The organism is Cardiobacterium hominis (assembly GCF_900637305.1).
Lineage (GTDB): Bacteria > Pseudomonadota > Gammaproteobacteria > Cardiobacteriales > Cardiobacteriaceae > Cardiobacterium > Cardiobacterium hominis.
In genome coordinates this window covers 1559869-1582126 of sequence record NZ_LR134365.1, presented here as the reverse complement: position 1 = coordinate 1582126, position 22258 = coordinate 1559869, and the positions used below count along the sequence as shown (strand labels likewise).

Genomic DNA, 22258 nt, shown 5'->3' with positions numbered 1-22258 from the left:
ATGAACAGAGAACAACGGGTCAAAGGCGGACTCGCCGCAGCCAATAACCTCAAACCCTTCGAAGTCCGCGAGAAAAAAGTCGTCTTCGGCGAACGCGAGCCGCGCAAAGTGCTGGCCAGCATCGAAGACGCGGTACGCGCCTGCGGCCTCAAGGACGGCATGACCGTCTCCTTCCACCACGGCTTCCGCGGCGGCGACTACACCGTCAACATGGTGATGGACGTCCTTGCAAAAATGGGCTTCAAGAACCTCACCGTCGCCTCCAGCTCGCTCACTGGCGTACACGCGCCGCTGGTGGAGCACATCAAAAACGGCGTGGTCAGCAAACTCTACTCCTCCGGCCTGCGCGGCAAACTCGCCGACGCCATCTCCGCCGGCATCCTCAAAGAGCCGGTACAAATCCACTCGCACGGCGGCCGCGTCCACCTCGTCAAAAGCGGCGAGCTGAAAATCGACGTCGCCTTCCTCGGCGTGCCGGTCTGCGACCGCTTCGGCAACGCCAACGGCCAGCACGGACAAAGCATCTGCGGCTCGCTCGGCTACGCGATGACCGACGCGCAATACGCCGACAAAGTCGTACTGCTCACCGAAGCGATAGAAGACTTCCCGACCGCACCGCATAGCATCGCGCAGGACGAAGTCGATTACATCGTGCCGGTCGAAGCTGTCGGCGACCCGGCGAAAATCGGCGCGGACGCCACCCGCATGACCACCAACCCGCGCGAACTGCTCATCGCCCGCCGCTGCGCCGAAGTCATCGCCAAATCCGGCTACTTCTACGACGGCTTCTCGCTACAAACCGGCACCGGCGGCGCCTCACTCGCTGTCACCCGCTTCCTCGAAGACAAAATGCGCCGCGACAACATCACCGCCAGCTTCGGCCTCGGCGGCATCACCGCCACCATGGTGCAGTTGCACGAAAAAGGGCTCATCAAAAAACTGCTGGACGTACAGAGCTTTGACGCCGACGCCGCCAAATCCTTGGCGCGCAACCCGAACCACATCGAAATCAGCGCCAACCAGTACGCCAACTACGGCTCCAAAGGCGCATCGGTCGAACAACTCGACGTCGTCGTCCTGAGCGCGCTCGAAATCGATACCGGCTTCAACGTCAACGTCCTGACCGGTTCAGACGGCGTCCTGCGCGGCGCATCCGGCGGCCACTGCGATACCGCCGCCAATGCCCGCCTCGCCATCATCGTCGCCCCGCTGGTACGCGGTCGCATCCCGACCGTGGTTGACGAAGTCATCACCTGCATCACCCCCGGCGAACACATCGACATCCTCATCACCGACCACGGCATCGCCGTCAACCCGCGCCGCCCGCAACTGGCACAACGCCTGCGCGACGCCGGGGTTGAACTGACGACGATAGAAGACCTGTACCAGCGCGCCATCGCACTCACCGGCAAACCGGAAAAAATCCGCTTCACCGACAAACCGGTTGCCATCGTGCGCTACCGCGACGGCAGCGTCATCGACACCGTCTATCAGGTGGCGGATTGAAGCAAGCCTCCCTCTCCCATGGGGCGGTCGCACCGCGATTCCCCCCTCCCCCTGTGGGGGAGGGGACGGGGGTGGGGTTACTGACGGCACGCCCGTGGTGTCGGGCAGCGCTTCGTTTACATACACCTTGAGCGCTCAAGTGTATGTAAACGTACTGCCAAACCCGGCAACCGTTGCCCGTACTCCGCCGCGATTTCCCCCCTCCCCCCGTGGGGGAGGGGACGGGGGTGGGGTTCGTCCGCATACCTCGCTGTCAAATAGTCAGTAAACCAAACACCATGACCAACCGCCTCTTTACCTACGCCAACCCGCAAATCACCGCTAACGGACGACAATTACGGCAAAACATGACCCTTGCCGAACAGCGCCTCTGGCGGCATCTGCGCGGCAAGCGGTTGGCCGGGTACAAATTCCGCCGTCAGCAGCCGTTGGGTACATACATACTTGATTTCGTCTGTCTCGAAGCAAAGCTGGTGATCGAAATTGACGGCGGACAACACACTGAACAGACCGCTTACGACGCGCAGCGTACTCGCCACCTGCAACAACATGGTCTCACCGTATTGCGGTTTTGGAACAACGAAGTCTTGCAACAGACAGAAGCGGTACTCACCGCCATCCTGCACAAACTGGAAGAACAGAATGCGCAATAACACCGGCGTAGCCGCGACGAACCCCACCCCCGCCCTCCCCCACGGGGGGAGGGGGTCGCTCCGCTGCTTTTTGAACCCTTGTTTCCTTCGCGGATATTGCGATGCGTGAACCCATGCGTGAGATGCCGCCGTTCTGCCCCCTCCCCCTGTGGGGGAGGGGCGGGAGTGAGGTTCGTCCGCATCCCTTGCGCTTAAATAGCCATTCAACCAGCACATAAACCACCCCATGCCCCACACCCTGCACTATCGCCCCATTGCCACTACCTTGCCCACGTCCAGCGGCAAGGCGGTCGCGCTTGACGCCGTCCTCGCCGCGCGCGATGCCCGCGTCGCCCGGCAACAGGCGATGCTCGCGCAGGGCGGCGTACTGCTCTCGCTCACCCTTGTCGCCCCCGGCGCGGTCAAACGCAGCCCGCTTTTGGACGCCATCTTCGCCGCAGCCCTTGCTGCCCTGCGCCCGCACGTTGATGATGCGCGCGCGCGGATAGAAGCGGTGGATGACAGCGGCCATCACGCGCTCTACCTGCTTGACGGCGAGGCACACGACTGGAAAACGCGGATGCTGGCGCTGGAAAACCGCGCGCCGCTGGCGCGCTTGTGGGATATCGACATTATCGACCGCGGCGGCGTCGCCGTCTCACGCCGCGACCTCGGCCTGCCGCCGCGCCGCTGCCTCATCTGTGACGATGACGCCAAAACCTGCGCGCGCGAACGCCGCCACGACATCTCCGCACTACAAGCGGACATCGCCCGCCGCTACCGCCTGCACCAACAGGCACAAGCGATAGCAGCGACGATGCGCGACGCGCTCATCCGCGAAGCGACGCTGACGCCCAAAGCGGGACTGGTCGATGCCGCACACAACGGCGGCCATCACGACATGAACCTCGCTCTGTTCCTGCGAAGCGCCGACGCCATCGCGCCGTACCTCGGCGACTGCGCGGCAACGGGCATGACCTTCGCCGGACATCCTGCGAGCCCCGCCCTCCTCGCCGCCATCCGCCCGATTGGACTTGCGGCAGAAGCGGCGATGCGCACGGCAACCGGCGGCGTCAATACCCACAAAGGCGCCATCTTCGCCTTCGGCCTCACCGCTGCGGCGCTGGGCAAACGCCTTGCCGAACAACATGCGGCGACCCTGGCCGACGTACAGGCAGACGTGCGCGCCCTCTGCGCGGAAATCCTCGCCGAACTGCGCCAAGGAGACTGCGACAGCGCGGGCAAACGCGGCTACGCACGCCACGGCATCAGCGGCGCACGCGGCGAAGCGGCGAGCGGCTTTGCCACCGTCAGTGCGCACGCCTTACCCCTTTACCAACAAGAACTCGCGGCGGACGGCAACGAACGCCGCGCCCTGCTGGCCGCGCTGGTCGCGCTTTACGCCGCCAACGACGACAGCACCACCCTGGCGCGCGTCGGTCTGGACGGCCTGCGCGCGCACCAGCACTGGGCGCGTACCCTGCTTGCAGACCGCGCCACCCTTGCCGATGAAGCGCGCCTCAGCGACGCCATCGCGGCTTACGCCCGCAACTGCGCTGCCAAGCGCCTGAGCGCGGGCGGCAGCGCCGACCTGCTTGCCTTGACCGCCTGGCTCGGCCAACACTTCACCCCCAACCCTGGAACCCTTCTATGAGTACCAAAAAAGCCATCCACTACCTCATCCTGATCGCGATCATCGCGACAACGTATGTGTTCCCCGCACCGGAAGGCCTGACCAACATCGGCTGGCATCTGGCAGGCATCTACATCGCCACCATCATCGCCATCATCCTCAAAGCCTTCCCGCTGCCGGTCATCCTGCTCGCGGGCGTCTCCCTCGCCTCCATCGCCATCGGCATTGCGCCGGACGAACAATGGTTCGACAACGAAGCGCAAAAAGCGGTTGATGTCGCGCTGAAAGAAAAAGACGTCCTCAATGGCTACAAATCCAGCACTACCTGGCTGGTCTTCGCCGCCTTCGCGATGAGTACCGCCTTTGTCGCAACAGGTCTTGGCAAGCGCATCGCCTACCTGCTCATCGGCAAGCTTGGCAGCACCACCCTGCGCCTCGGCTACGTCAATGCCTGCTTGGACCTGCTCATTTCGCCGGCGATGCCCTCTGTTACCGCACGCGCCGGCGGCATCATCTTCCCCATCATGAACTCGGTCGCCGTCTCGCTCGGCTCCGAGCCGGACACCAGCCCGCGCAAGGCAGGGCGCTACCTGCTGCTCAATACCTACATGGTCGTCAAAGCCACCGGTTACTTCTTCATCACCGCGATGGCGCCGAATATGCTGGCGATGGAACTTATCGGCAAGGTCTATGGCAAAAGCCACCCCTTCCTGCTCGACTGGGGGCAATGGTTCTACGCTGCTTCTATCCCTGGTCTGATTTGCCTCTTCCTCACCCCGCTGGTGGTATATGTCCTCTGCCCGCCAGAGCTGAAAAAACTCGACAACAAGGCGATTGCGAAGAAAGGACTGGAAGAACTCGGTCCGATGACCATCCGCGAAAAAACCCTGCTCGGCCTCTTTATCCTCGCCGTTGTTTCTTGGGCGCTCGGTAAATATATCGGCATCAAAGAAGCCTCCACCACCGCCATCAGCATCATGACCCTGCTGGTCATCCTCGGCGTTCTCGCTTGGGACGACCTGCTGAAAAACAAAGGCGCCTGGAACACCCTCGTTTGGTACGGCGGTCTGCTCGGTCTTTCCGGCGTACTGGAAAAAGCGCACTTCTTTGATTGGCTCTCTGCCACCATGCAGGCAAACCTCAACTTTGGCGGCATCGACAGCACCATCGCCACTATCATCATCCTCTTTATGAGTGTCGCGGTGCGCTACCTTTTCGCCTCTGGCGGCGCTTACATCGCGGCAATGGTGCCGGTCTTCGCTGCCGTCGGCCTTGCCGCCGGTGCCGACCCGACCTTGCTCGCCCTCGGTCTGCTCTTTTCCAACTGCTACGGCGGCGCACTCACCCACTACGGCTCCGGCCCGGCACCGGTCATCTACGGCGCGGGCTATAACGACATCAAATCGTGGTGGATTGTCGGCGCGGTCTTTGCCTTCGGCAACCTGCTGATACACGTCACCATCGGCTTCGCCTGGTGGAAAGCGCTGGTCGGCATGGGCGTGCTGTAAAACTTACCCATTCAAGCAAAAACCGCCCTCCGGGGCGGTTTTTTTATCCTACCATGATGAAAACTGTGTCTGAATAAACGTTTCTCGCCCAAATTCCACAAAAAATCACGCATCATGATAAAATTAACGCGGGCTTAATACCTCGCCAACGCGAAGTCACCGCACACCACAAATACCGCAAAAACATGGGAGTATGAACATGGCTACAGGGCAAAAACCGCATACCGACATCCACGCACGACTACAATCCCTCGGCGACTGGAGCGCGCGCTTCGCACAAACACCGGATGCAGCGGCGCTCGCGCCATTTGCCGAAGCCTTTTCCCTCGCCTACCGCGACGCCTTCCCGCCGGAAGACGGTATCGCCGACGCGCAAACCTTGCAAGCACTGCCCGCCGAACCGCCGCTGGCACTCAAACTGGCGCGCGGCACGGATGCACGCCAACTGCAACTCAAACTCTACGGCCGCGGCCAGCCTGCCAGCCTGAGCCGTGTCCTGCCGCTGCTGGAAAACATCGGTTTCACCGTCGAAAGCGTGCAGCCCTACGCCATCGCGCCGGACTACTGGCTACAACAATACACACTCACCCTGCCCGCCGCCATCGCGCCGGAAGCGGTGGAAAGCCGCCTGGCGGACGCCTTCCGCCGCATCTGGACGGGCACGACAGACAGCGACCGCCTGAACGCGCTCCTGCTCGTAACCACGCTCGACATCGGCGAAATCGCCGTGCTGCGCGCGCTGGGCAAATACATGATGCAAGCGGGCGCGCCCTACAACTACGAACAAATCTGCGCCGCGCTCAACGCCAACCCTGATGCCGCCGCCGCGCTCATCGCCGCCTTCCACGCCAAAATGCGGCAGCAGGCGGGCGACGCCACCGCCGCATTCAGCGAACTGCAAAACCGTCTGCAACAAGTACAAAGCGCCGAACACGAAGCCATCCTGCGCTGGTATTTTGACCTCCTCACCGCCCTGCTGCGCACCAACTACTACCAAAAAGACGCCGACGGTCAGCCGAAAAACCGCCTCGCCTTCAAATTCGCCGCACGCGACATCCCCGGCCTTCCCAAACCCAAACCACTCTACGAAATCTGGGTCTATTCACCCAAAGTGGAAGGCGTGCACCTGCGCGGCGGCAAAGTGGCGCGCGGTGGCCTGCGCTGGTCGGATCGCCACGCCGATTTCCGCACCGAAGTGCTGGGGCTCGTGAAGGCGCAAATGGTGAAAAACGCCATCATCGTGCCGGTTGGCTCCAAAGGCGGCTTCGTCGTCAAAAACCCGCCCGCCGACCGCGACGCCTTCATGGAAGCGGGCAAAGCCTGCTACCGCACCTTCATCCGCGGCCTGCTTGACCTCACCGACAACCTCGTCGAAGGCAAAATCGTCCCGCCCGCCGACACCGTGCGCCATGACGAAGACGACCCCTACCTCGTCGTCGCCGCCGACAAAGGCACCGCCAAATTCTCCGACATCGCCAACCAAATCGCCGCCGAATACCGCTTCTGGCTCGGCGACGCCTTCGCCTCCGGCGGCAGCGCGGGTTACGACCACAAAGGCATCGGCATCACCGCGCGCGGCGCCTGGGAATCCGTCAAGCGCCACTTCCGCCTGCTCGGCAAAAACATCCAGCAAGACGACACCTTCACCGCCATCGGCATCGGCGACATGAGCGGCGACGTCTTCGGCAACGGCATGCTGCTCTCTGCCAACACCCGCCTGCTCGCCGCCTTCAACCACCTGCACATCTTCATCGACCCCAACCCCGACCCGGCGGCAAGCCTGGCCGAACGCGAGCGCCTCTTCCGCCTGCCGCGCTCTACCTGGGCGGACTACAACCCCGCGCTCATCAGCCAGGGCGGCGGCGTCTTCGCGCGCAGCGACAAAACCATCGCCATCAGCCCGGAAATGAAAGCTGCCTTTGACATCCAGGAAGACAGCCTGCCCCCGACCGAACTCATCAGCCGCCTGCTGAAAGCACCGGTGGACCTCATCTGGAACGGCGGCATCGGCACCTACATCAAGGCAAGCGACGAAAGCCACGCGCAAGTCGGCGACCGCGCCAACGACGCCTTGCGCATCAACGGCTGCGACGTGCGCGCGAAAATCATCGGCGAAGGCGGCAACCTCGGCATGACCCAGCGCGGCCGCATCGAAGCCGCCCAAAACGGCGTGCGCCTGAACACCGACGCCATCGACAACTCCGGCGGCGTCAACTGTTCCGACCACGAAGTCAACATCAAAATCCTCCTAAACCAGGCGATAGAAGCGGGCGAACTTGACCTTGCCGCGCGCAATGCGCTGCTGGCGGAGATGACCGACAGCGTCGCGGCACACGTCCTGCGGCAGAACTACCTCCAGCCGCAAACCCTCAGCCTGGCGCTGGCGCGGCGCGAAAACCTCGACGACTACGCGCGGCTGATGCAACAACTGGAAGCCGAAGACCGCCTGGACCGCGCCATCGAAAACCTGCCGGATGACGCGAGCCTCGGCAAACGCCGCGACGCCAGCGACAACCTCACCGCGCCCGAACTCGCCGTCCTCCTCGCCTACAGCAAAATGTGGCTCTACGACCACCTGCTCGCCTCAAACCTGCCGGATGCGCCGTACCACCAACAAAACCTGCGCCACTACTTCCCGGCGCAACTCGCGGAAAAATACAGCAAATACATGGCGACACACCGCCTGCACCGCGAAATCACCAGCACCTGGCTTACCAACGACCTAGTGAACCGCCTCGGCATCGCCGCCACCTGGCGCGCCAGCCAGGCGAGCGGCGACCTGCCGGCGCTGGTCAATTACTACACCATCGCGCGGGAAACAAGCGACGCGGAGGCGCTATGGCAAGAGATAGAGGCGCAGGACAACCGCGTCCCCGCCACCCTGCAAATCGAACTCGAACTGCGCCTGCGCGACCATCTGGAGCGCAGCATCGAAGCCCTCGCCCACCACGGCGTCAGCGGCGACGACTTGGAAGCGACCATCAGCCAGCTGCAAAAACGCATCACCGCGCTGCTCGCCACCGCGCACGCGCAACGCGGCCAAAGCCGCCCGCGCGACAAGGCCGCCTGGCAAAACCTCGGCCTGCCGGAAGCGCTCGCCGCGCGCCTCGCCGCCCTGCCGCTGCAATACGAGGCACTCAACGCCGTTCTTGCCGCCCAAGACGACACCCGCCTCGAAGAAGACTGGCAACAAATCCTCACCCGCCTCGCCGGACAGGGAATGTTCCAATAACTGCCTGTGTTCAGAGCATAAAGAAACCCGCCATCCGGCGGGTTTCTTGTTTATCGCAATCCTCCGAAAATCTCATACGGTGTTTCATTGCTGGGGTGCATAGGGTGTGCCTTGGCGCACCATGGATACAAAACAAATGTTTCCGCGACTATAAATCATGGCGCATTGCCATCTTCCTGCGCTGCCCAGCGCGGGCGGGCGGCGAGGATGCGCGGGTAAACGGGGCAGTTGGGCTGGTGCGCGCCGGGGAGGTAGCCGCTGCTCATCAGGAACTCGCCGGTGATTTCACCGCCGGTAAAGGTGAAAGTCTTTTTGAACAGCTTGACCCAGGCGGTTTTATCCTGCGGCGGTTGCGCGTCCAGCCAGGCGCGGAAACTGCCGTACTCTGCCTGCAAGCGCTGGATGGTGCGCGCGTTTTGAATGGCCGCCCTGATTTTCAGGCGGTTGCGGATGATGCCGGGGTCGGCGAGCAGGCGGGCAACGTCGGCCTCGCCATAGGCGGCGACGGTGGCAATATCGAAGTGGTGATAGGCGCGGCGCAGGTTGTCCGCCTTGCGCAGGATGGTGCTCCAGCTCAGCCCCGCCTGATTGATTTCAAAGACAAGGCGCTCAAACAGGCGGTTGTCGTCGTCAATGGGGAAGCCGTATTCGTGGTCGTGATAGTGGCGGTTCGGGTCGTCCGGCGGCAGGGCGGCGACGTAAATGCAGTAGCTCATGGCTCAAGGCGGGCGAGGAAATCGGCGAAATGGCGGCAGAGCAGCGCCAGTTCATCGGCCTGGTAAAAGAGGTGTCCGGCGGGGACGAGGTGCAGGGTCGCGCCCGCCTCTTTGGCATAGCGCACCGAGTGTTCGTAGAGGATGACGTCATCATCCCAGCCGTGGACGATTTCGGTCGGGCTGATGGTTGGATAGCTTTTCACTTGATAGCGCGGCGCGTACAGCGCGGGCGCGACGAGAAAGAGGCCGCGCACTTTTTCCGGGTGAGCGGCGGCGGCAAGCATCGCGGTGTAGCCGCCCATGCTGAAGCCCATCAGCACGACGGGTTCCGGCTCGGCGGCGACAAGCGCGGTCAGGCGCGCGCTGCGCAGTTCCGGGTCTTCGCTGTCGGTATCGTTGATGCAGTGGGTTTCGTGACCGGCGCGCTTGGCGGTGCGCGCGAGGTGGAAGATTTCTTTGCTGTGCTGCGAGCCGCCACGCCCGTGGGCGAGGTAGATTTTCATGGTTTCAGTATGTGCTGGCGTTTTGGGGGGAGGTAGTCGTTTGTTTTTTGCAGGACGGTACGGGCGCCTGCGGTGGATATTGCCGCAGATTCTGAACAAGTTCTGACAGCTTGTAAAACACTTTCATCGCCGCCCAAAAATCCATTTTGTAGGTCTGGCATTTATGCCCGACCTACTTACTTTCGCTCAAACCAATGGTGGCATGGACACCGTTAAACTCAAACTGTCTTTTCTCGATATTCCACACCAGCGGGCGCATACAGGGGGATTCAGGCTCGGTTTCGCGGTTTTTACGGCACAACTCGCCCGATACAATCAGATACAGGCGGGAGAGGTTGCCGGCAGTTTTCGGGTCGCCGCCAACGGCGATGTCCGCTTCGGCTTTGGCGTAGGAATAATCGTCTTTCAAGTAGGTTCCGTGCGCTGCATGGGCAAAGGCGAGGCGGGCGCTGCCGTCGCTCTGACCGGTGTAGATTTCCACCGTGCCGCCGCCGTCTTGGTTGATAGCGGATTCCGCACCCTTGCAGACGAAGCGGCTGCCGTCCACGATGTATTCGGGCAGGCCGTCGATGTTCAAATCGGCAACGGTCAGGGCTTGCTTGAAATAGGGGCTCCCTTTGGCCTGTACGCACGGTGCGGCCATTTTTTCCAAGCCGTCCGCTACAGCGGTGGGATAGTGCGTTTGGGTAAGCGCAGGAAGGGCGTAGGCGGCAAGCAGTAGGAGTAGGGGGTTTTTCATTATGTTTCTTTTGGGTTACGGGACTTTTTAATACAGTCGGACGGAGTGAAAAAACGGGATGGTTATAGCGGCGGCAGTGTGCAGATCGGCGACCAGCGCATCCAAATCGGGGCGGGGTTGCGTTTTTGGTAGGCGATGACCTGTTCGGGCATCTGCTCGCGCACCTCGGCAACGGTGAGGCTTGCCATCATTTCGCGCGGGGTGTCGCGGCTGGCACGCTTGACGGTGCGCGCGAGGTGGAAGGTTTCTTTGCTGTGCCGCGAGCCGCCACGGCCGTGGGCGAGGTAGATTTTCAGCCGTTGGGACGGAGGGTTTTGCCGAGGTGGTCGAGGGTGGCGTTGATGTATTTGTAGCTGTCTGCCGCGCCGAATTGTTTGGCGAGTTCGACCGCTTCGTTGATGGTGACGGTGGGGTGGATGTCGAAGCGCTCAATCAGTTCGTACATGCCAATCCAGAGGATGGCGCGCTCTACCGGGTCGAGTGTACTGGGGCGGCGGTGGGTGTGTTCGGCAACGCGGGTGTCGTAGAGGTCGCGTTTTTCGCTGATGGTGTCAAAGGCGGCGTTGAAGTAGTCGTCGTCAATGTCGCCGGTTTTGGGATCGACGAGGCGGTTGCGGCGCACGCTCCACGGGTCATCGCCGCTCATTTGCCATTGGTAGAGGGCTTGCAGGAGTTGGCGGCGGGCGCGGCTGCGCTGTTCGATGGCCTGGCGTTTGAGGTTTTTCATGGTTTGTGTCTGGTTTTATGAAGTTGCCCCCGCAAGCGGGGGCTGGGTTTTGTGCAGGGTTGTTTGTGTGATGCGAGGTGTGCGGATGCCCCCACATTTCCCCCACAGGGGGAGGGAGAATGGTGGAGTTCAGGTTTGGCGTGTCGTTTGTAATGTGTTTTGATGCGGTCGCTACGCGACTTTTCACACCCCCTCCCTATCCCTCCCCCGCTTCGCTGGGGAGGGGAAATTTGTTTAGCCGATTTGGCGCAGCAGGCTGACCATTTCGATGGCGACTTGTGCCGCTTCCGCGCCTTTGTTACCGGCTTTGGTGCCAGCGCGTTCTACGGCTTGTTCGATGCTGTTGGTGGTCAGCACGCCGTTGATGACCGGGATGTCGTGGCTGAGCGCAACGTGGCTCAAGGCTTTGGCGCTTTCGCCAATGACGATGTCAAAGTGGGCAGTCGCGCCTTTGATGACGGCGCCGAGGGCGATGATGGCGTCGTAGCGACCGGTGGCGGCGAGGCGTTGCGCGGCGATGCCGAGTTCGAGCGCGCCGGGGACGTAGGCGACGTCAATGTTGGAGAGGTCGGTGCCGTGGCGTTTCAGGGTGTCGATGGCGCCTGCTTCGAGTTTGTTGACGATGAAGTCGTTAAAGCGCGAGCAGATGATGGCGTAGCGCGCGTTTTCGAGGATGTAGTCGCCTTCGAGGCGGTTTACTTGGTGTGTCATGTGGGGTCCTTGTGTTTTGGTAAATGGTTTGTTGGTGATGGTGTCGCTGCGCGGGGTGGTTTGCTGTTCCCTCCCTAACTTTCTCGTCCTTCAGACGAGCTGTTCCAGTCCCCCACGGGGGAAGGGGAACTATTCAACGACTAGCGCGGTTTCTACACCCCCTCCCCTGCAGGGCGAAGCCCGGCGGGGGAGGGTTGGGGAGGGGGTGAGCAATCATTGATGAACCAAAATTCCTGTTTTTCAATTGATTGCTGCCCTCACCCCAACCCCTCTCCCAGAGGGAGAGGGGCTCGTTCGTCGAATTGTCAACGGCCCCTAACTTTTCCCCCACGGGGGAGGGAAACAGGCAGGGAAGGTTTTTTATTCCGCCAGGTATTCGCTCACTTCCAGCTGGTAGCCGGAGATGCCGGTGAATTTGTACGGTGCGGAGAGCAGGCGCATTTTGCCGACGCCCTGGTCGATGAGGATTTGTGCGCCGATGCCGTAGGTGCGCAGGTCTTGTTCTTGCGGGCGTTTCGGCGGCGGGTTGTTGTGCGAGAAGGCGACCATGCGGCTGATGATGTCGTTATGGCTTTGTGCGTCGTCCAGCACGACGATGATGCCATCCGGTTCTTGCGCGAGGCGTTGCAGCGCTTCTTGCAGGGTGTGGGTGCGCTCGCGCAAATCTGCGTGGAAGAGGTCACCCAGGGTGTTTTGTACGTGTACGCGGACGAAGGTCGGGCGGCTCGCCTGGATGTGGCCTTTTGTGAGCGCGTAGTGCAGGCGGTTTTTGTCGTAGATGCTTTGGTAGGCGGTCAGGGTGAAGCTGCCGTATGCGGTCGGTAGTTCGCATTGGGCGATGCGAGCGATGGTTTGTTCGCGCTCCAGGCGGTAGGCGATGAGGTCGGCGATGGTGCCGATTTTGATGTCGTGTTCGGCGGCGAATTGTTCAAGTTCGGGGCGGCGCGCCATCGAGCCGTCTTCTTTGAGGATTTCCACGATAACGGCTGCGGGTTCGAGTCCGGCGAGGCGGGCAAGGTCGGTGCTCGCTTCGGTGTGGCCGGCGCGGGTGAGGACGCCGCCTTCGCGCGCGACGATAGGGAAGATGTGGCCGGGCTGGACGAGGTCTTCCGGGCGCGCGTCTTTGGCGGTGGCGGCGAGGATGGTGCGGGCGCGGTCGGCGGCGCTGATGCCGGTGGTAACGCCTTCGGCGGCTTCTATGGAGACGGTGAAGGCGGTGTGGTAGGGCGAGTTGTTGCGCCGCGATTGTGGCCAGAGTTTGAGCTGGTCGTTGCGCGCCTGGGTGATGGTGAGGCAGACGAGGCCGCGCCCGTATTTCGCCATGAAGTTGATGGCTTCGGGGGTGATGTGTTCGGCGGCGATGACCAGGTCGCCTTCGTTTTCGCGGTCTTCGTCATCCATGAGGATGACCATTTTGCCGGCGCGGATGTCGTCGATGATTTCCGGGGTGGTGTTCAGGGGCATAGCTTCAGAATCCGTGTTTTTGCAGGGTTTCGAGGGTGAGGACACCGCTGTTTTCTTGCGGCGCCGTCAGCAGGCGTTCGAGGTAGCGGGCGACGAGATCGACTTCAAGGTTCACCGCGTCGCCGGGTTGTAGTGCGCCGAGGGTGGTGCGGCTCATGGTGTGCGGCACGATGTTGACGCTGAAGCGGTTGGCATCGACTGTGTTCACGGTGAGGCTGACGCCATTGATGGTTATCGAGCCTTTGGCGGCGATGTAGCGCGCAAGCGGCGCGGGCGCGGCGAAGGTGAGGCGTTCGCTGCGTGCGTCGGCTTCGCGCGCGAGCAGTTCGCCGACGCCATCGACGTGGCCGCTGACGAGGTGGCCGCCAAGCGGGGTGGCGAGCGTCAGCGCGTATTCGAGGTTTACCGCGTCGCCGCTTTGCAGGCTGCCGAGGGTGGTCAGGCGCAGGGTTTCGTGCGAGACGTCGGCGCTGAAGCTGTGTGGGGTCAGCGCGACGGCGGTGAGGCAGACGCCATTGACGGCGATGCTGTCACCGAGGGCGCAGCGGCTGAAATCGAAGGTGTCGGAGGCGATGGTGAGGGTGCAGTCGTCGCCGTGGTCGTCGCGGCGTTGCAAGCTTCCGGTGGTTTCTATGATGCCTGTGAACATGGGGTTTCCGGGGTGAGGCGCAGGCGCAGGTCGGCGCCGATGGGGGTGCAGTCGTCAATGCGGGCGCGCATTCTATCAGATAAGCGCTGTAACGGCGGCAGTTGTACCAGTTCGCGCGCGCCGCTGCCGAGCAGGCAGGGGGCGAGATAGAGCAGGATTTCGTCGGCGAGGTTTTGTTCCAGAAAGGCACCGGCGAGAGAAGCGCCCGCTTCGACGAAGGCGTTGTTGACGCCACGCGTGCCCAGTTCGTCCAAAAGCGCGGGCAACGGCACGCGGCCGCCGACCAGCGGCAGGCGCAGCCATTCGACGTGCGCGGGGTAGTTCGGCGCGCGCGCATCCATGCCGCAGACGATGAGGATGGGCGAGGGGTCGTCGAAAACGGCGGCATCGCGCGGCGTGCGCAGGCGGCTGTCGATGATGACGCGCAGCGGCGGCTGGTTCGGCAGTTCGGTCGGGTAACGCGCGGTCAGGCGGGCGTTGTCGCGGATGATGCTGCCGGTGCCGGCGATGATGGCGTCGGCGGCGAGGCGGTGGTAATGCACGTCGGCGCGCGCCGCTTCGCTGGTAATCCATTGGCTTTCGCCGTTGGCGAGTGCGGTTTTGCCATCGAGCGAGGCGGCGAGTTTGACGGTGACAAACGGACGCCCTGTGGTGATGCGGCGGAAGAAACCGCTGTTGAGCGCCTGCGCTTCTTCTTCGCAGACGCCTTCGGTGACGTCAATACCCGCCGCTTGCAGGCGGGCGATGCCCTGTCCGGCAACGAGCGGGTTGGGGTCGCGGCAGGCGACGACGACGCGGGCGACGCCAGCGGCAATCAGCGCGTCGGCACAGGGCGGGGTGCGGCCTTGATGCGCGCAGGGTTCGAGGTTGACGTAGGCGGTGGCGCCACGGGCGGCAGCGCCCGCTTCGCGCAGGGCGTGCGCTTCGGCGTGCGGCTCACCGGCGCGGACGTGAAAGCCTTTGCCGACGGCTTCACCGCCTTTGACGATCACGCAGCCGACGCGCGGGTTCGGGGCGGTGGAGAAGATGCCTTGTCGTGCCAATTCGAGGGCGGCTTGCATCCAGGGGATGTCTTGTGCGGCGGTGGTCATGGTTGGTGGTTTCCGGCGTTTCTGGTTCAAGGGGATGGCGGGCGGAATTTACATACACCATGAGCGCTCAGGTGTATGTAAATGTACAGGCCGGGTCAGCGCATCCTCGCGCCCCCAAGCTGCCACAAAGCAAAAGCGCTCAATTCCGCCGCAGTTCGGCGATGGTGTTGATGAAGGCTTCCACATCCTGAAAGCTCAAATAGACTGAAGCGAAGCGGATATAGGCGACATGGTCGATGTTTTTCAGCCCCGCCATGACCCATTCGCCGATTTTGCGCGAGGCGACTTCGCGGTCGCCGCTGATGCGCAGGCGGTTTTCGATATCTTCTATCAACTGATTGATTTTATTGACGCTCACCGGGCGTTTTTCGATGGCGCGCAGCAGGCCGTTGCGCAGTTTTTCCGCCGAGAACGCCTGCCGTTCGCCGTTTTGTTTAATTACCATCGGCAGCGAGATTTCTGCGGTTTCGTAGGTGGTGAAGCGGGTGGCGCAGGCGGGGTTGGTGCATTCGCGACGGCGGCGGATTTTGCTGCCGTCGCTGATGAGGCGCGAGTCAATGACGCGAGTATCGGGCCGGTGGCAGATGGGGCAATGCAAGGACGCGCTCCGCTGCGGTTAGCCGTACACCGGAAATTCGGCGCAGAGTTTGCTCACTTTTTCGCGCACGGCGAGGATGACTTCTTCGTTGTCGATGTCATCCAGAATGTCGCAAATCCAGGTGGCGACCTGTTTCGCTTCCGCCTGTTTGAAGCCGCGGGTGGTGATAGCGGGCGTGCCGATGCGGATGCCGCTGGTTACCGAGGCGGGCTGCGGGTCATCCGGTACCGCGTTTTTATTGACGGTGATGTAGGCGCGGCTCAAGGCGGCATCGGCGGCGCGGCCGGTGAGGTTTTTATTGACGAGGTTGAGCAGCATCAGGTGGTTTTTGGTGCCGCCGGAGACCAGTTCGTAACCGCGCGCGAGGAAGACTTTGGCCATGACTTTGGCGTTATCCAGTACTTGCTCCTGATATTTGGTGAAGGCGGGGTCCAGCGCCTCCAAAAACGCGACGGCTTTCGCGGCGATGACCTGCATCAGCGGCCCGCCCTGAATGCCGGGGAAGATGGCGGAGTTGAGCTTTTTCTCAATCGCTTCGTTGGCGCGCGCGAGAATCAGCCCGCCGCGCGGCCCGCGCAGGGTTTTGTGGGTGGTTGAGGTGACGACATCGGCAATCGGCACCGGGTTCGGCGCGAGTCCGGTCGCGACCAATCCGGCGATGTGCGCCATATCGACCAGCAGATACGCGCCGACGCTGTCGGCAATGTCGCGGAAGCGCTGTAAATCCAGCACCTGCGAGTAAGCGGAGAAGCCGGCAATAATCATCTTTGGCTTGTGTTCGTTGGCAATGCGCTGCATCGCGTCGTAATCAATCAAGCCGGTTTTCAGGTCAAGCCCGTAATGCACGGCGTTATAAAGGATGCCGGAGGAGCTCACCGGTGAGCCGTGCGTGAGATGGCCGCCGTGGCCGAGATCCATGCCCAGAATGGTGTCGCCCGCTTCCAACAGTGCAAGGAAAACGGCGGCGTTGGCCTGCGAACCGGAATGCGGCTGCACGTTGGCATAATCGGCACCAAAGAGCGTCTTGGCGCGCTCGATAGCGAGTGTTTCCACGACGTCAACATGCTCGCAACCGCCGTAGTAGCGCTTGCCCGGATAACCTTCGGCGTACTTGTTGGTCAGGCAACTGCCCTGCGCTTCCAGCACGCGCGGACTGGCGTAATTCTCGGAAGCGATCAGCTCGATGTGCGTTTCCTGGCGTTGCGCCTCGCCACGAATGGCGGCGGCCAGCTCATCATCGAAGCCCGCGATGGTCATATCTTTACTAAACATGGGGAGAAATTAAGGTAGGGGTTTGAGGCGGGCTATGGTAGCGATTTCCGCATAGCGGGGCAACTGCGAGACGGCGAAGCAAAATCCTGCGACACCGCGCCATTGCCCGCTTTTCGCCCGCCCCGTAACATTGCCCGCCTTTTCAACAACCCACGGAGACCCTTCATGCTTAAAAAACTCGTCCTCGGCAGCCTGCTCGCCGCCGCCTCCCTCGCCGCCTCCGCCGAGCAATACCTGATTGACGTGCGCAGCCCAGAAGAATTTGCCGAAGCGCACGCCGACGGCGCGGTGAACATCCCGGTCGATGAAGTCTCGCAAAAAATCAGCGAGATCACCCAAGACCACGACGCCGACATTTACGTTTACTGCCGCAGCGGCCGCCGTGCCGGTGTCGCGCAACAGGTGCTGAACGGCATGGGCTATCGCAAGGTAACCAACCTCGGTACGCTCGCCGACGCGCAAGCCTTTGTCGCCAAAGAAAAAGAGGCCGCGCCTGCCGCGCAATAAATGAAAAACCGCCGCAAGGCGGTTTTTTCTTATTTACATACAGGGTAGCGGGGTTCGTGTATGTATAATCCTTATATACACAGTAGCGCCTAATGGAGCCACCATGAAAACTCGCCTCATCTTCGCCCTTGTCGCCGCCTTCACCGCCCCTGCCTTCGCGCAAACAGACGAACCGCTTGCCGCCGCCACCGCCTTTTTCACCGCCTGGCTGGAAGGCAACAGCGAACGTGCCGCCGCCCTGCTCTACTTCCCGCCGCAGGCGCCCGCGTGTCTTGCACCGGATGACAAGCTCGTGCTGGTGCGCGCCGCGTTCGGTGCGCTGCCGGAGATGGTGCAGGCGCATCAAGGCCTGCGCGAGATTGCGGGCAACGCTGCACCAAGCGCCGCTGGCCATGGCGATGCGCTGCGCCTGCCGCTCGTCATTACCGCCCAAGACGGCACGACTTTTCCCCGTGTGGTTACGCTGCACCACACCGCTGACGGCTGGCGCATCCGTCTCTAGCAACGCTTTCCCAGTCGTTCTGCACTTTGATTTGCCCGCTTGGCTAGCCGCCAAATATTAAAGAATTTATTACAATCCTGACCTTTATCAAGGTAGCCTCCTTGCCCTTTTGTAAAAATGCCGCGCGTCGCGACGTCCGTCGCTGCATTTTCTGTTCCCTGGAGGCAATAAAACATGAAAGAATACAAGAGGCTGTGGATAATTCTCGGCCTAATTATGATTGGTTCGTTCATCATCCTTGGCTATTTCGGCAAGGAAATTTATAACGAACGTCCGCCGATTCCGGCGGAATTTGTCGATGAAAGCGGCAAAACGATTTACACCGAGGCCGATATTCTCGCCGGTCAGTCCGCCTGGCAATCCATCGGCGGCATGTCGGTCGGTACGGTCTGGGGACACGGCGCGTATCAGGCGCCGGACTGGACCGCTGACTGGATTCACCGCGAAGTGCTCGGCTGGCTCGACCAGCAGGCGCAACGCGAATACGGCAAGCCCTACGACCAGCTCTCTGAACGCGATCAGGCCACGCTGCATTACGACGCGCAGCAGGCGTTCCGCAAGAACACTTACGATCAGGCAACCGGCAAGGTCACCCTTTCTGCCGACCGCGTCCGCTCTATCGAAGGTGTTGCCGCCTATTACGACAAACTGTTCGGCAGCGCCCCGGAACTGCACAAACTGCGCGAAGCCTATGCGATGAAAGAAGACACCCTGCCTGACGCCGACAAGCGCGCCAAGCTCAATGCCTTCTTCTTCTGGTCTGCCTGGGCAGCATCCACCAACCGCCCGAATCTGGACGTCACCTACACCAACAACTGGCCGCATGAGCCGCTGATTGGCAACCATCCGTCCGCAGAAAACGTCATCTGGTCCATTAGCTCTGTCGTCACCCTGATCTTCGGCATCGGTTCCGTTATCTGGATCTGGGCATTCTTCACCCGTCACGAGCACGACGAAATCGTCATCCCCGAACGTGACCCGCTCACCCTGGTCAAACTCACCCCGTCGCAAAAAGCGCTGGGCAAATATCTCCTGATCGTCGCGGCGCTGTTCTTCGCGCAAGTCATGCTGGGCGGCTTCACCGCGCACTACACCGTTGAAGGACAAGACTTCTACGGCATCCCGGTCGCCGACTGGCTGCCCTACAGCCTGACCCGCACCTGGCACATCCAGTCCGCCATCTTCTGGATCGCCACCGGCTTCCTCGCCGCGGGACTGTTCCTCGTGCCGATTATCAACGGCGGCAAAGACCCGAAATTCCAAAAACTCGGCGTTGACCTGCTCTTCTGGGCACTGATTGTCGTCGTCGTCGGCTCCTACCTCGGCCAGTTCGTTGCCCTCAAAGGCTGGATGAACAGCAAACTGAACTTCTGGCTCGGCCACCAGGGCTACGAATTCGTCGAAATCGGCCGTCTCTGGCAAATCGCCCTGTTCCTCGGCCTCGTCTTCTGGCTTGCCCTCATGCTGCGCGGCATCTGGACGGCGCTGCGCCAGCCGGGCGACAAGAGCCTGCTCATCCTCTTCACCGCCTCCGCCGCTGCCATCGGCCTGCTCTACGCCCCGGCGCTGGTTTACGGCGAACACACCCATATCTCCATCATGGAATACTGGCGCTGGTGGGTCGTGCACCTCTGGGTAGAAGGCTTCTTTGAAGTATTCGCCACCACCGCGGTCGGCTTCATCTTCTACAACCTCGGCATGGTCAGCAAACGCGCCGCCACCACCGCCGCCCTGCTTGCCGCGATGCTCTTCATGATCGGCGGTATCCCCGGCACCTTCCACCACCTCTACTTTGCCGGCACCACCACGCCGATCCTCGCCATTGGCGCGATGTTCTCCGCGCTGGAAGTCGTGCCGCTGGTGCTGCTCGGCTACGACGCCTTCGAGAACTGGACCATCCAGCACAAATCCGAATGGATGAAACCGATGCGCTGGCCGCTGACCTTCTTCATCGCCGTCTCCTTCTGGAACATGCTCGGCGCCGGCGTCTTCGGCTTCCTCATCAACCCGCCGATCTCGCTCTACTACCTGCAAGGGCTGAACACCACCCCGAACCACGGGCACGCGGCACTGTTCGGCGTGTACGGCTTCCTCGCCCTCGGCTTCACCCTGATGGTCCTGCGCTACATCCGCCCGACCCTGCAAATGAACGGCAAACTGATGTTCTGCGCCTTCTGGTTGCTTAACCTCGGCCTCGCATTGATGCTCTTCACCAGCCTGCTGCCGATCGGCATCATCCAGGCACACGCCGCGATCAACGAAGGCCTGTGGTGGGCGCGCAGCGCGGAATTCACCGAGCAAACGCCGATCATCCACACCCTGCGCTGGGTACGCACCATCGGCGACGTCGTCTTCATCCTCGGCGCAGTCGCCTTCGGCACCCAGATTGTCAAAGGCCTGCTGCACAAAGAACCGGCCGAAGCGGCAACCCCGACCGCCCAAAGCTGATTCACTCACGCAGCAAAAACCCGCCGTCAGGCGGGTTTTCTCGTTTTAATATACATACACACCGAGCACTCAGGTGTATGTATCCCTTCTTCTGCCCGGAGCCCCCATGTCCGACACCCTCAAACCACAACTCCTCGCCTGGCGGCGCGACTTCCACCGCTATCCCGAACAAGGCTTCCTCGAAATCCGCACCGCATCCCGCATTGCCGCCGAACTGGTGCGCCTCGGCTACCGCCTGCGCCTGGGACGCGAGGTGATGAGCGAGACCGCCATCATGGGCAAACCTGACGCCGCGACCACCGCCGCGCATGCCACCTGGGCACGCGAACACGGTGCCGATCCCGCCTTCCTTGACGCGCTCAAAGACGGCTACACCGCCGTCGTCGCTGACTGGGATAGCGGCAAACCCGGCCCGACCACCGTCTTGCGCGTGGACATGGACGCCCTGCCCATCCACGAAAGCGACGCGCCCGATCACTACCCGCAACAGCACGGCTTCCGCTCGCAAAACCCCGGCAGCATGCACGCCTGCGGCCACGACGGCCACAGCGCTATCGGCCTCGCCGTCGCTACCCTCATCGCGGAAAACCGCGCCGCCCTCCGCGGCAAAATCCGCCTCATCTTCCAGCCTGCCGAAGAAGGCGTGCGCGGCGGCAAATCGCTAGTCGCCACGGGCGTGGTGGACGATGCCGACTACTTCATCGCCCTCCACCTCGGCCTTGGCGTGCCGCAGCGCAGCTTCGTCGCCGGTGCAGGCGGATTTCTCGCCAGCAGCAAACTGGACGTCATCTACCGCGGCGTCGCCGCCCATGCCGGTGGCGCGCCACAAGACGGCAAAAACGCCCTGCTCGCTGCTGCCAGCGCCGCCCTCAACCTGCACGCCATCCCGCGTCACAGCGCGGGCGCCTCACGCATCAACGTCGGCGAACTGCACGCCGGCAGCGGGCGCAACATCATCGCCGACCACGCCACCCTGAAAATCGAAACCCGCGGCGCCAACGCCAGCATCAATGACTACCTCGAAGCCGAAGCGCGCCGCATCATTGCAGGCGCCGCACAAATGTATGGCGTTGAAGCTGAAATCCGCCTTGCCGGACAAGCCATCGACTGCCGCCCCAGTCCGGCGCTGGCCGCCCGACTGGCGCGCTTGGCAGCGGACTCACCCCATTTCGACCATGTTCAAACCGAAGACCACAGCGCGCGCGGCTCTGAAGACGCCACCTGGTACATGCAGCGCGTACAAGCGCGCGGCGGCGAAGCGACCTACTGCCTCATCGGCTGCGAGCTTGCCGCCGGACACCATCACGCCCGCTTTGACATCAACGAAGACGCGCTTCTCGCCGCAACCGACATCCTCTACCGCGCCATACAACACCTCAACCGGAGCCAGCCATGACCACCTTCCGCGTCGCCCGCATCTACGACTACCAACCGCAAGAGGGCGAAACCGCCATCTTCCTTGACCGCCTTTACCCGCGCGGCGTGCACAAGGCACTCATGGCGCAAGTGGTCTGGCTGAAAGCACTGACGCCCTCGGCCGAACTGCGCCGCTGGTACCACGCCGACCCGGACAACCGCTACGACGCCTTCGCCGCGCGCTACCGTCAAGAGCTGCAAGACCCGGAACACCAGGCGGCGCTGGCCGAACTGTGGCGGCTGGCCAAAGAACAGCCGCGCACCGTACTGCTCACCGCCGTCAAACAGCCGGAACGCTCGCACATCGCGGTGCTGCTGGATTATCTGCATGCGGACTAAGCGACGGTTATGGCTACCCGCCTTATCGCTCCATCCGCATAAAAAATCCCGCCAGTGGCGGGATT

At 62.1% G+C, this 22258-nt stretch carries 21 protein-coding genes; 10 read left to right on the top strand and 11 right to left on the bottom strand.

All coding sequences use genetic code 11. The features are described 5' to 3' along the window. The 5 genes from citF to EL199_RS07720 all read left to right on the top strand — a co-directional run bounded on the left by citF (position 1) and on the right by EL199_RS07720 (position 8511). The gene (citF, locus tag EL199_RS07740) at positions 1-1506 is read left to right on the top strand and encodes a citrate lyase subunit alpha (RefSeq protein WP_004142589.1); all 1506 of its coding nucleotides are present in this window, start codon (positions 1-3) and stop codon (positions 1504-1506) included. 278 nt (positions 1507-1784) lie between these two features. Next, positions 1785-2159, top strand: coding sequence for an endonuclease domain-containing protein (locus EL199_RS07735; protein ID WP_004142591.1), 375 nt, complete (start codon positions 1785-1787; stop codon positions 2157-2159). Positions 2160-2385: 226 nt separating this feature from the next. Continuing rightward, positions 2386-3792, top strand: a complete 1407-nt coding sequence (gene citX / locus EL199_RS07730; protein WP_004142592.1) for a citrate lyase holo-[acyl-carrier protein] synthase — start codon at positions 2386-2388, stop codon at positions 3790-3792. Beyond that, positions 3789-5279 carry an anion permease gene (locus tag EL199_RS07725; protein ID WP_004142593.1) on the top strand — a complete coding sequence of 497 codons (1491 nt, stop codon included), beginning with the start codon at positions 3789-3791 and terminating at the stop codon, positions 5277-5279. The genes citX and EL199_RS07725 overlap by 4 nt, the downstream gene beginning before the upstream one ends. A gap of 199 nt (positions 5280-5478) precedes the next feature. Further along, entirely contained in the window at positions 5479-8511 is a 3033-nt protein-coding gene (locus EL199_RS07720; RefSeq protein ID WP_050768109.1) for an NAD-glutamate dehydrogenase domain-containing protein, read from the top strand. Between the two features lie 155 nt (positions 8512-8666). Here EL199_RS07720 and EL199_RS07715 read toward each other — a convergent pair whose 3' ends face one another. The 11 genes from EL199_RS07715 to glyA form a co-directional block, all read right to left on the bottom strand. Next, the gene (locus EL199_RS07715) at positions 8667-9227 is read right to left on the bottom strand and encodes a DNA-3-methyladenine glycosylase I (RefSeq protein ID WP_004142596.1); all 561 of its coding nucleotides are present in this window, start codon (positions 9225-9227) and stop codon (positions 8667-8669) included. After that, positions 9224-9730 (bottom strand): alpha/beta hydrolase, encoded by a 507-nt coding sequence (locus tag EL199_RS07710; protein WP_004142598.1) that lies wholly within the window; start codon positions 9728-9730, stop codon positions 9224-9226. Before EL199_RS07710 ends, EL199_RS07715 begins: the two co-directional genes overlap by 4 nt. A 172-nt stretch (positions 9731-9902) precedes the next feature. Beyond that, on the bottom strand, positions 9903-10469 hold the full coding sequence (locus EL199_RS07705) for a hypothetical protein (RefSeq protein ID WP_004142603.1): 567 nt from the start codon (positions 10467-10469) through the stop codon (positions 9903-9905). A gap of 62 nt (positions 10470-10531) precedes the next feature. After that, positions 10532-10660, bottom strand: coding sequence for a hypothetical protein (locus EL199_RS13530; protein WP_004142605.1), 129 nt, complete (start codon positions 10658-10660; stop codon positions 10532-10534). Positions 10661-10761: 101 nt separating this feature from the next. Continuing rightward, positions 10762-11196, bottom strand: coding sequence for a transcription antitermination factor NusB (nusB, locus tag EL199_RS07695; protein ID WP_004142606.1), 435 nt, complete (start codon positions 11194-11196; stop codon positions 10762-10764). A 234-nt stretch (positions 11197-11430) separates the two neighbouring features. Beyond that, the gene (ribH, locus tag EL199_RS07690; RefSeq protein ID WP_004142608.1) at positions 11431-11907 is read right to left on the bottom strand and encodes a 6,7-dimethyl-8-ribityllumazine synthase; all 477 of its coding nucleotides are present in this window, start codon (positions 11905-11907) and stop codon (positions 11431-11433) included. Positions 11908-12267: 360 nt separating this feature from the next. After that, positions 12268-13371 (bottom strand): bifunctional 3,4-dihydroxy-2-butanone-4-phosphate synthase/GTP cyclohydrolase II, encoded by a 1104-nt coding sequence (gene ribBA, locus EL199_RS07685; protein ID WP_004142610.1) that lies wholly within the window; start codon positions 13369-13371, stop codon positions 12268-12270. Between the two features lie 4 nt (positions 13372-13375). Next, positions 13376-14020 (bottom strand): riboflavin synthase, encoded by a 645-nt coding sequence (locus EL199_RS07680; protein ID WP_004142612.1) that lies wholly within the window; start codon positions 14018-14020, stop codon positions 13376-13378. Next, entirely contained in the window at positions 14002-15111 is a 1110-nt protein-coding gene (ribD, locus tag EL199_RS07675) for a bifunctional diaminohydroxyphosphoribosylaminopyrimidine deaminase/5-amino-6-(5-phosphoribosylamino)uracil reductase RibD (RefSeq protein WP_004142614.1), read from the bottom strand. The genes EL199_RS07680 and ribD overlap by 19 nt, the downstream gene beginning before the upstream one ends. Before the next feature lie 139 nt (positions 15112-15250). After that, on the bottom strand, positions 15251-15709 hold the full coding sequence (gene nrdR, locus EL199_RS07670; RefSeq protein WP_040355673.1) for a transcriptional regulator NrdR: 459 nt from the start codon (positions 15707-15709) through the stop codon (positions 15251-15253). Between the two features lie 18 nt (positions 15710-15727). Beyond that, positions 15728-16981 (bottom strand): serine hydroxymethyltransferase, encoded by a 1254-nt coding sequence (gene glyA / locus EL199_RS07665; protein ID WP_004142618.1) that lies wholly within the window; start codon positions 16979-16981, stop codon positions 15728-15730. 165 nt (positions 16982-17146) lie between these two features. Here glyA and EL199_RS07660 point away from each other — a divergent pair, with 165 nt between their 5' ends. The 5 genes from EL199_RS07660 to EL199_RS07640 all read left to right on the top strand — a co-directional run bounded on the left by EL199_RS07660 (position 17147) and on the right by EL199_RS07640 (position 22193). Next, positions 17147-17488: a rhodanese-like domain-containing protein gene (locus EL199_RS07660; RefSeq protein ID WP_004142620.1), complete on the top strand. Its 342-nt coding sequence runs from the start codon at positions 17147-17149 to the stop codon at positions 17486-17488. Between the two features lie 103 nt (positions 17489-17591). Then, positions 17592-17990, top strand: a complete 399-nt coding sequence (locus EL199_RS07655) for a hypothetical protein (protein WP_004142622.1) — start codon at positions 17592-17594, stop codon at positions 17988-17990. Positions 17991-18164: 174 nt separating this feature from the next. Further along, positions 18165-20438 carry a nitric-oxide reductase large subunit gene (locus EL199_RS07650; RefSeq protein ID WP_004142625.1) on the top strand — a complete coding sequence of 758 codons (2274 nt, stop codon included), beginning with the start codon at positions 18165-18167 and terminating at the stop codon, positions 20436-20438. A gap of 106 nt (positions 20439-20544) precedes the next feature. Continuing rightward, the gene (locus EL199_RS07645) at positions 20545-21834 is read left to right on the top strand and encodes an amidohydrolase (protein ID WP_004142627.1); all 1290 of its coding nucleotides are present in this window, start codon (positions 20545-20547) and stop codon (positions 21832-21834) included. Beyond that, complete coding sequence (locus EL199_RS07640) at positions 21831-22193, top strand: DUF488 domain-containing protein (protein WP_004142630.1); 363 nt, start codon at positions 21831-21833, stop codon at positions 22191-22193. The genes EL199_RS07645 and EL199_RS07640 overlap by 4 nt, the downstream gene beginning before the upstream one ends. The last annotated feature ends 65 nt before the right edge of the window (positions 22194-22258 follow it).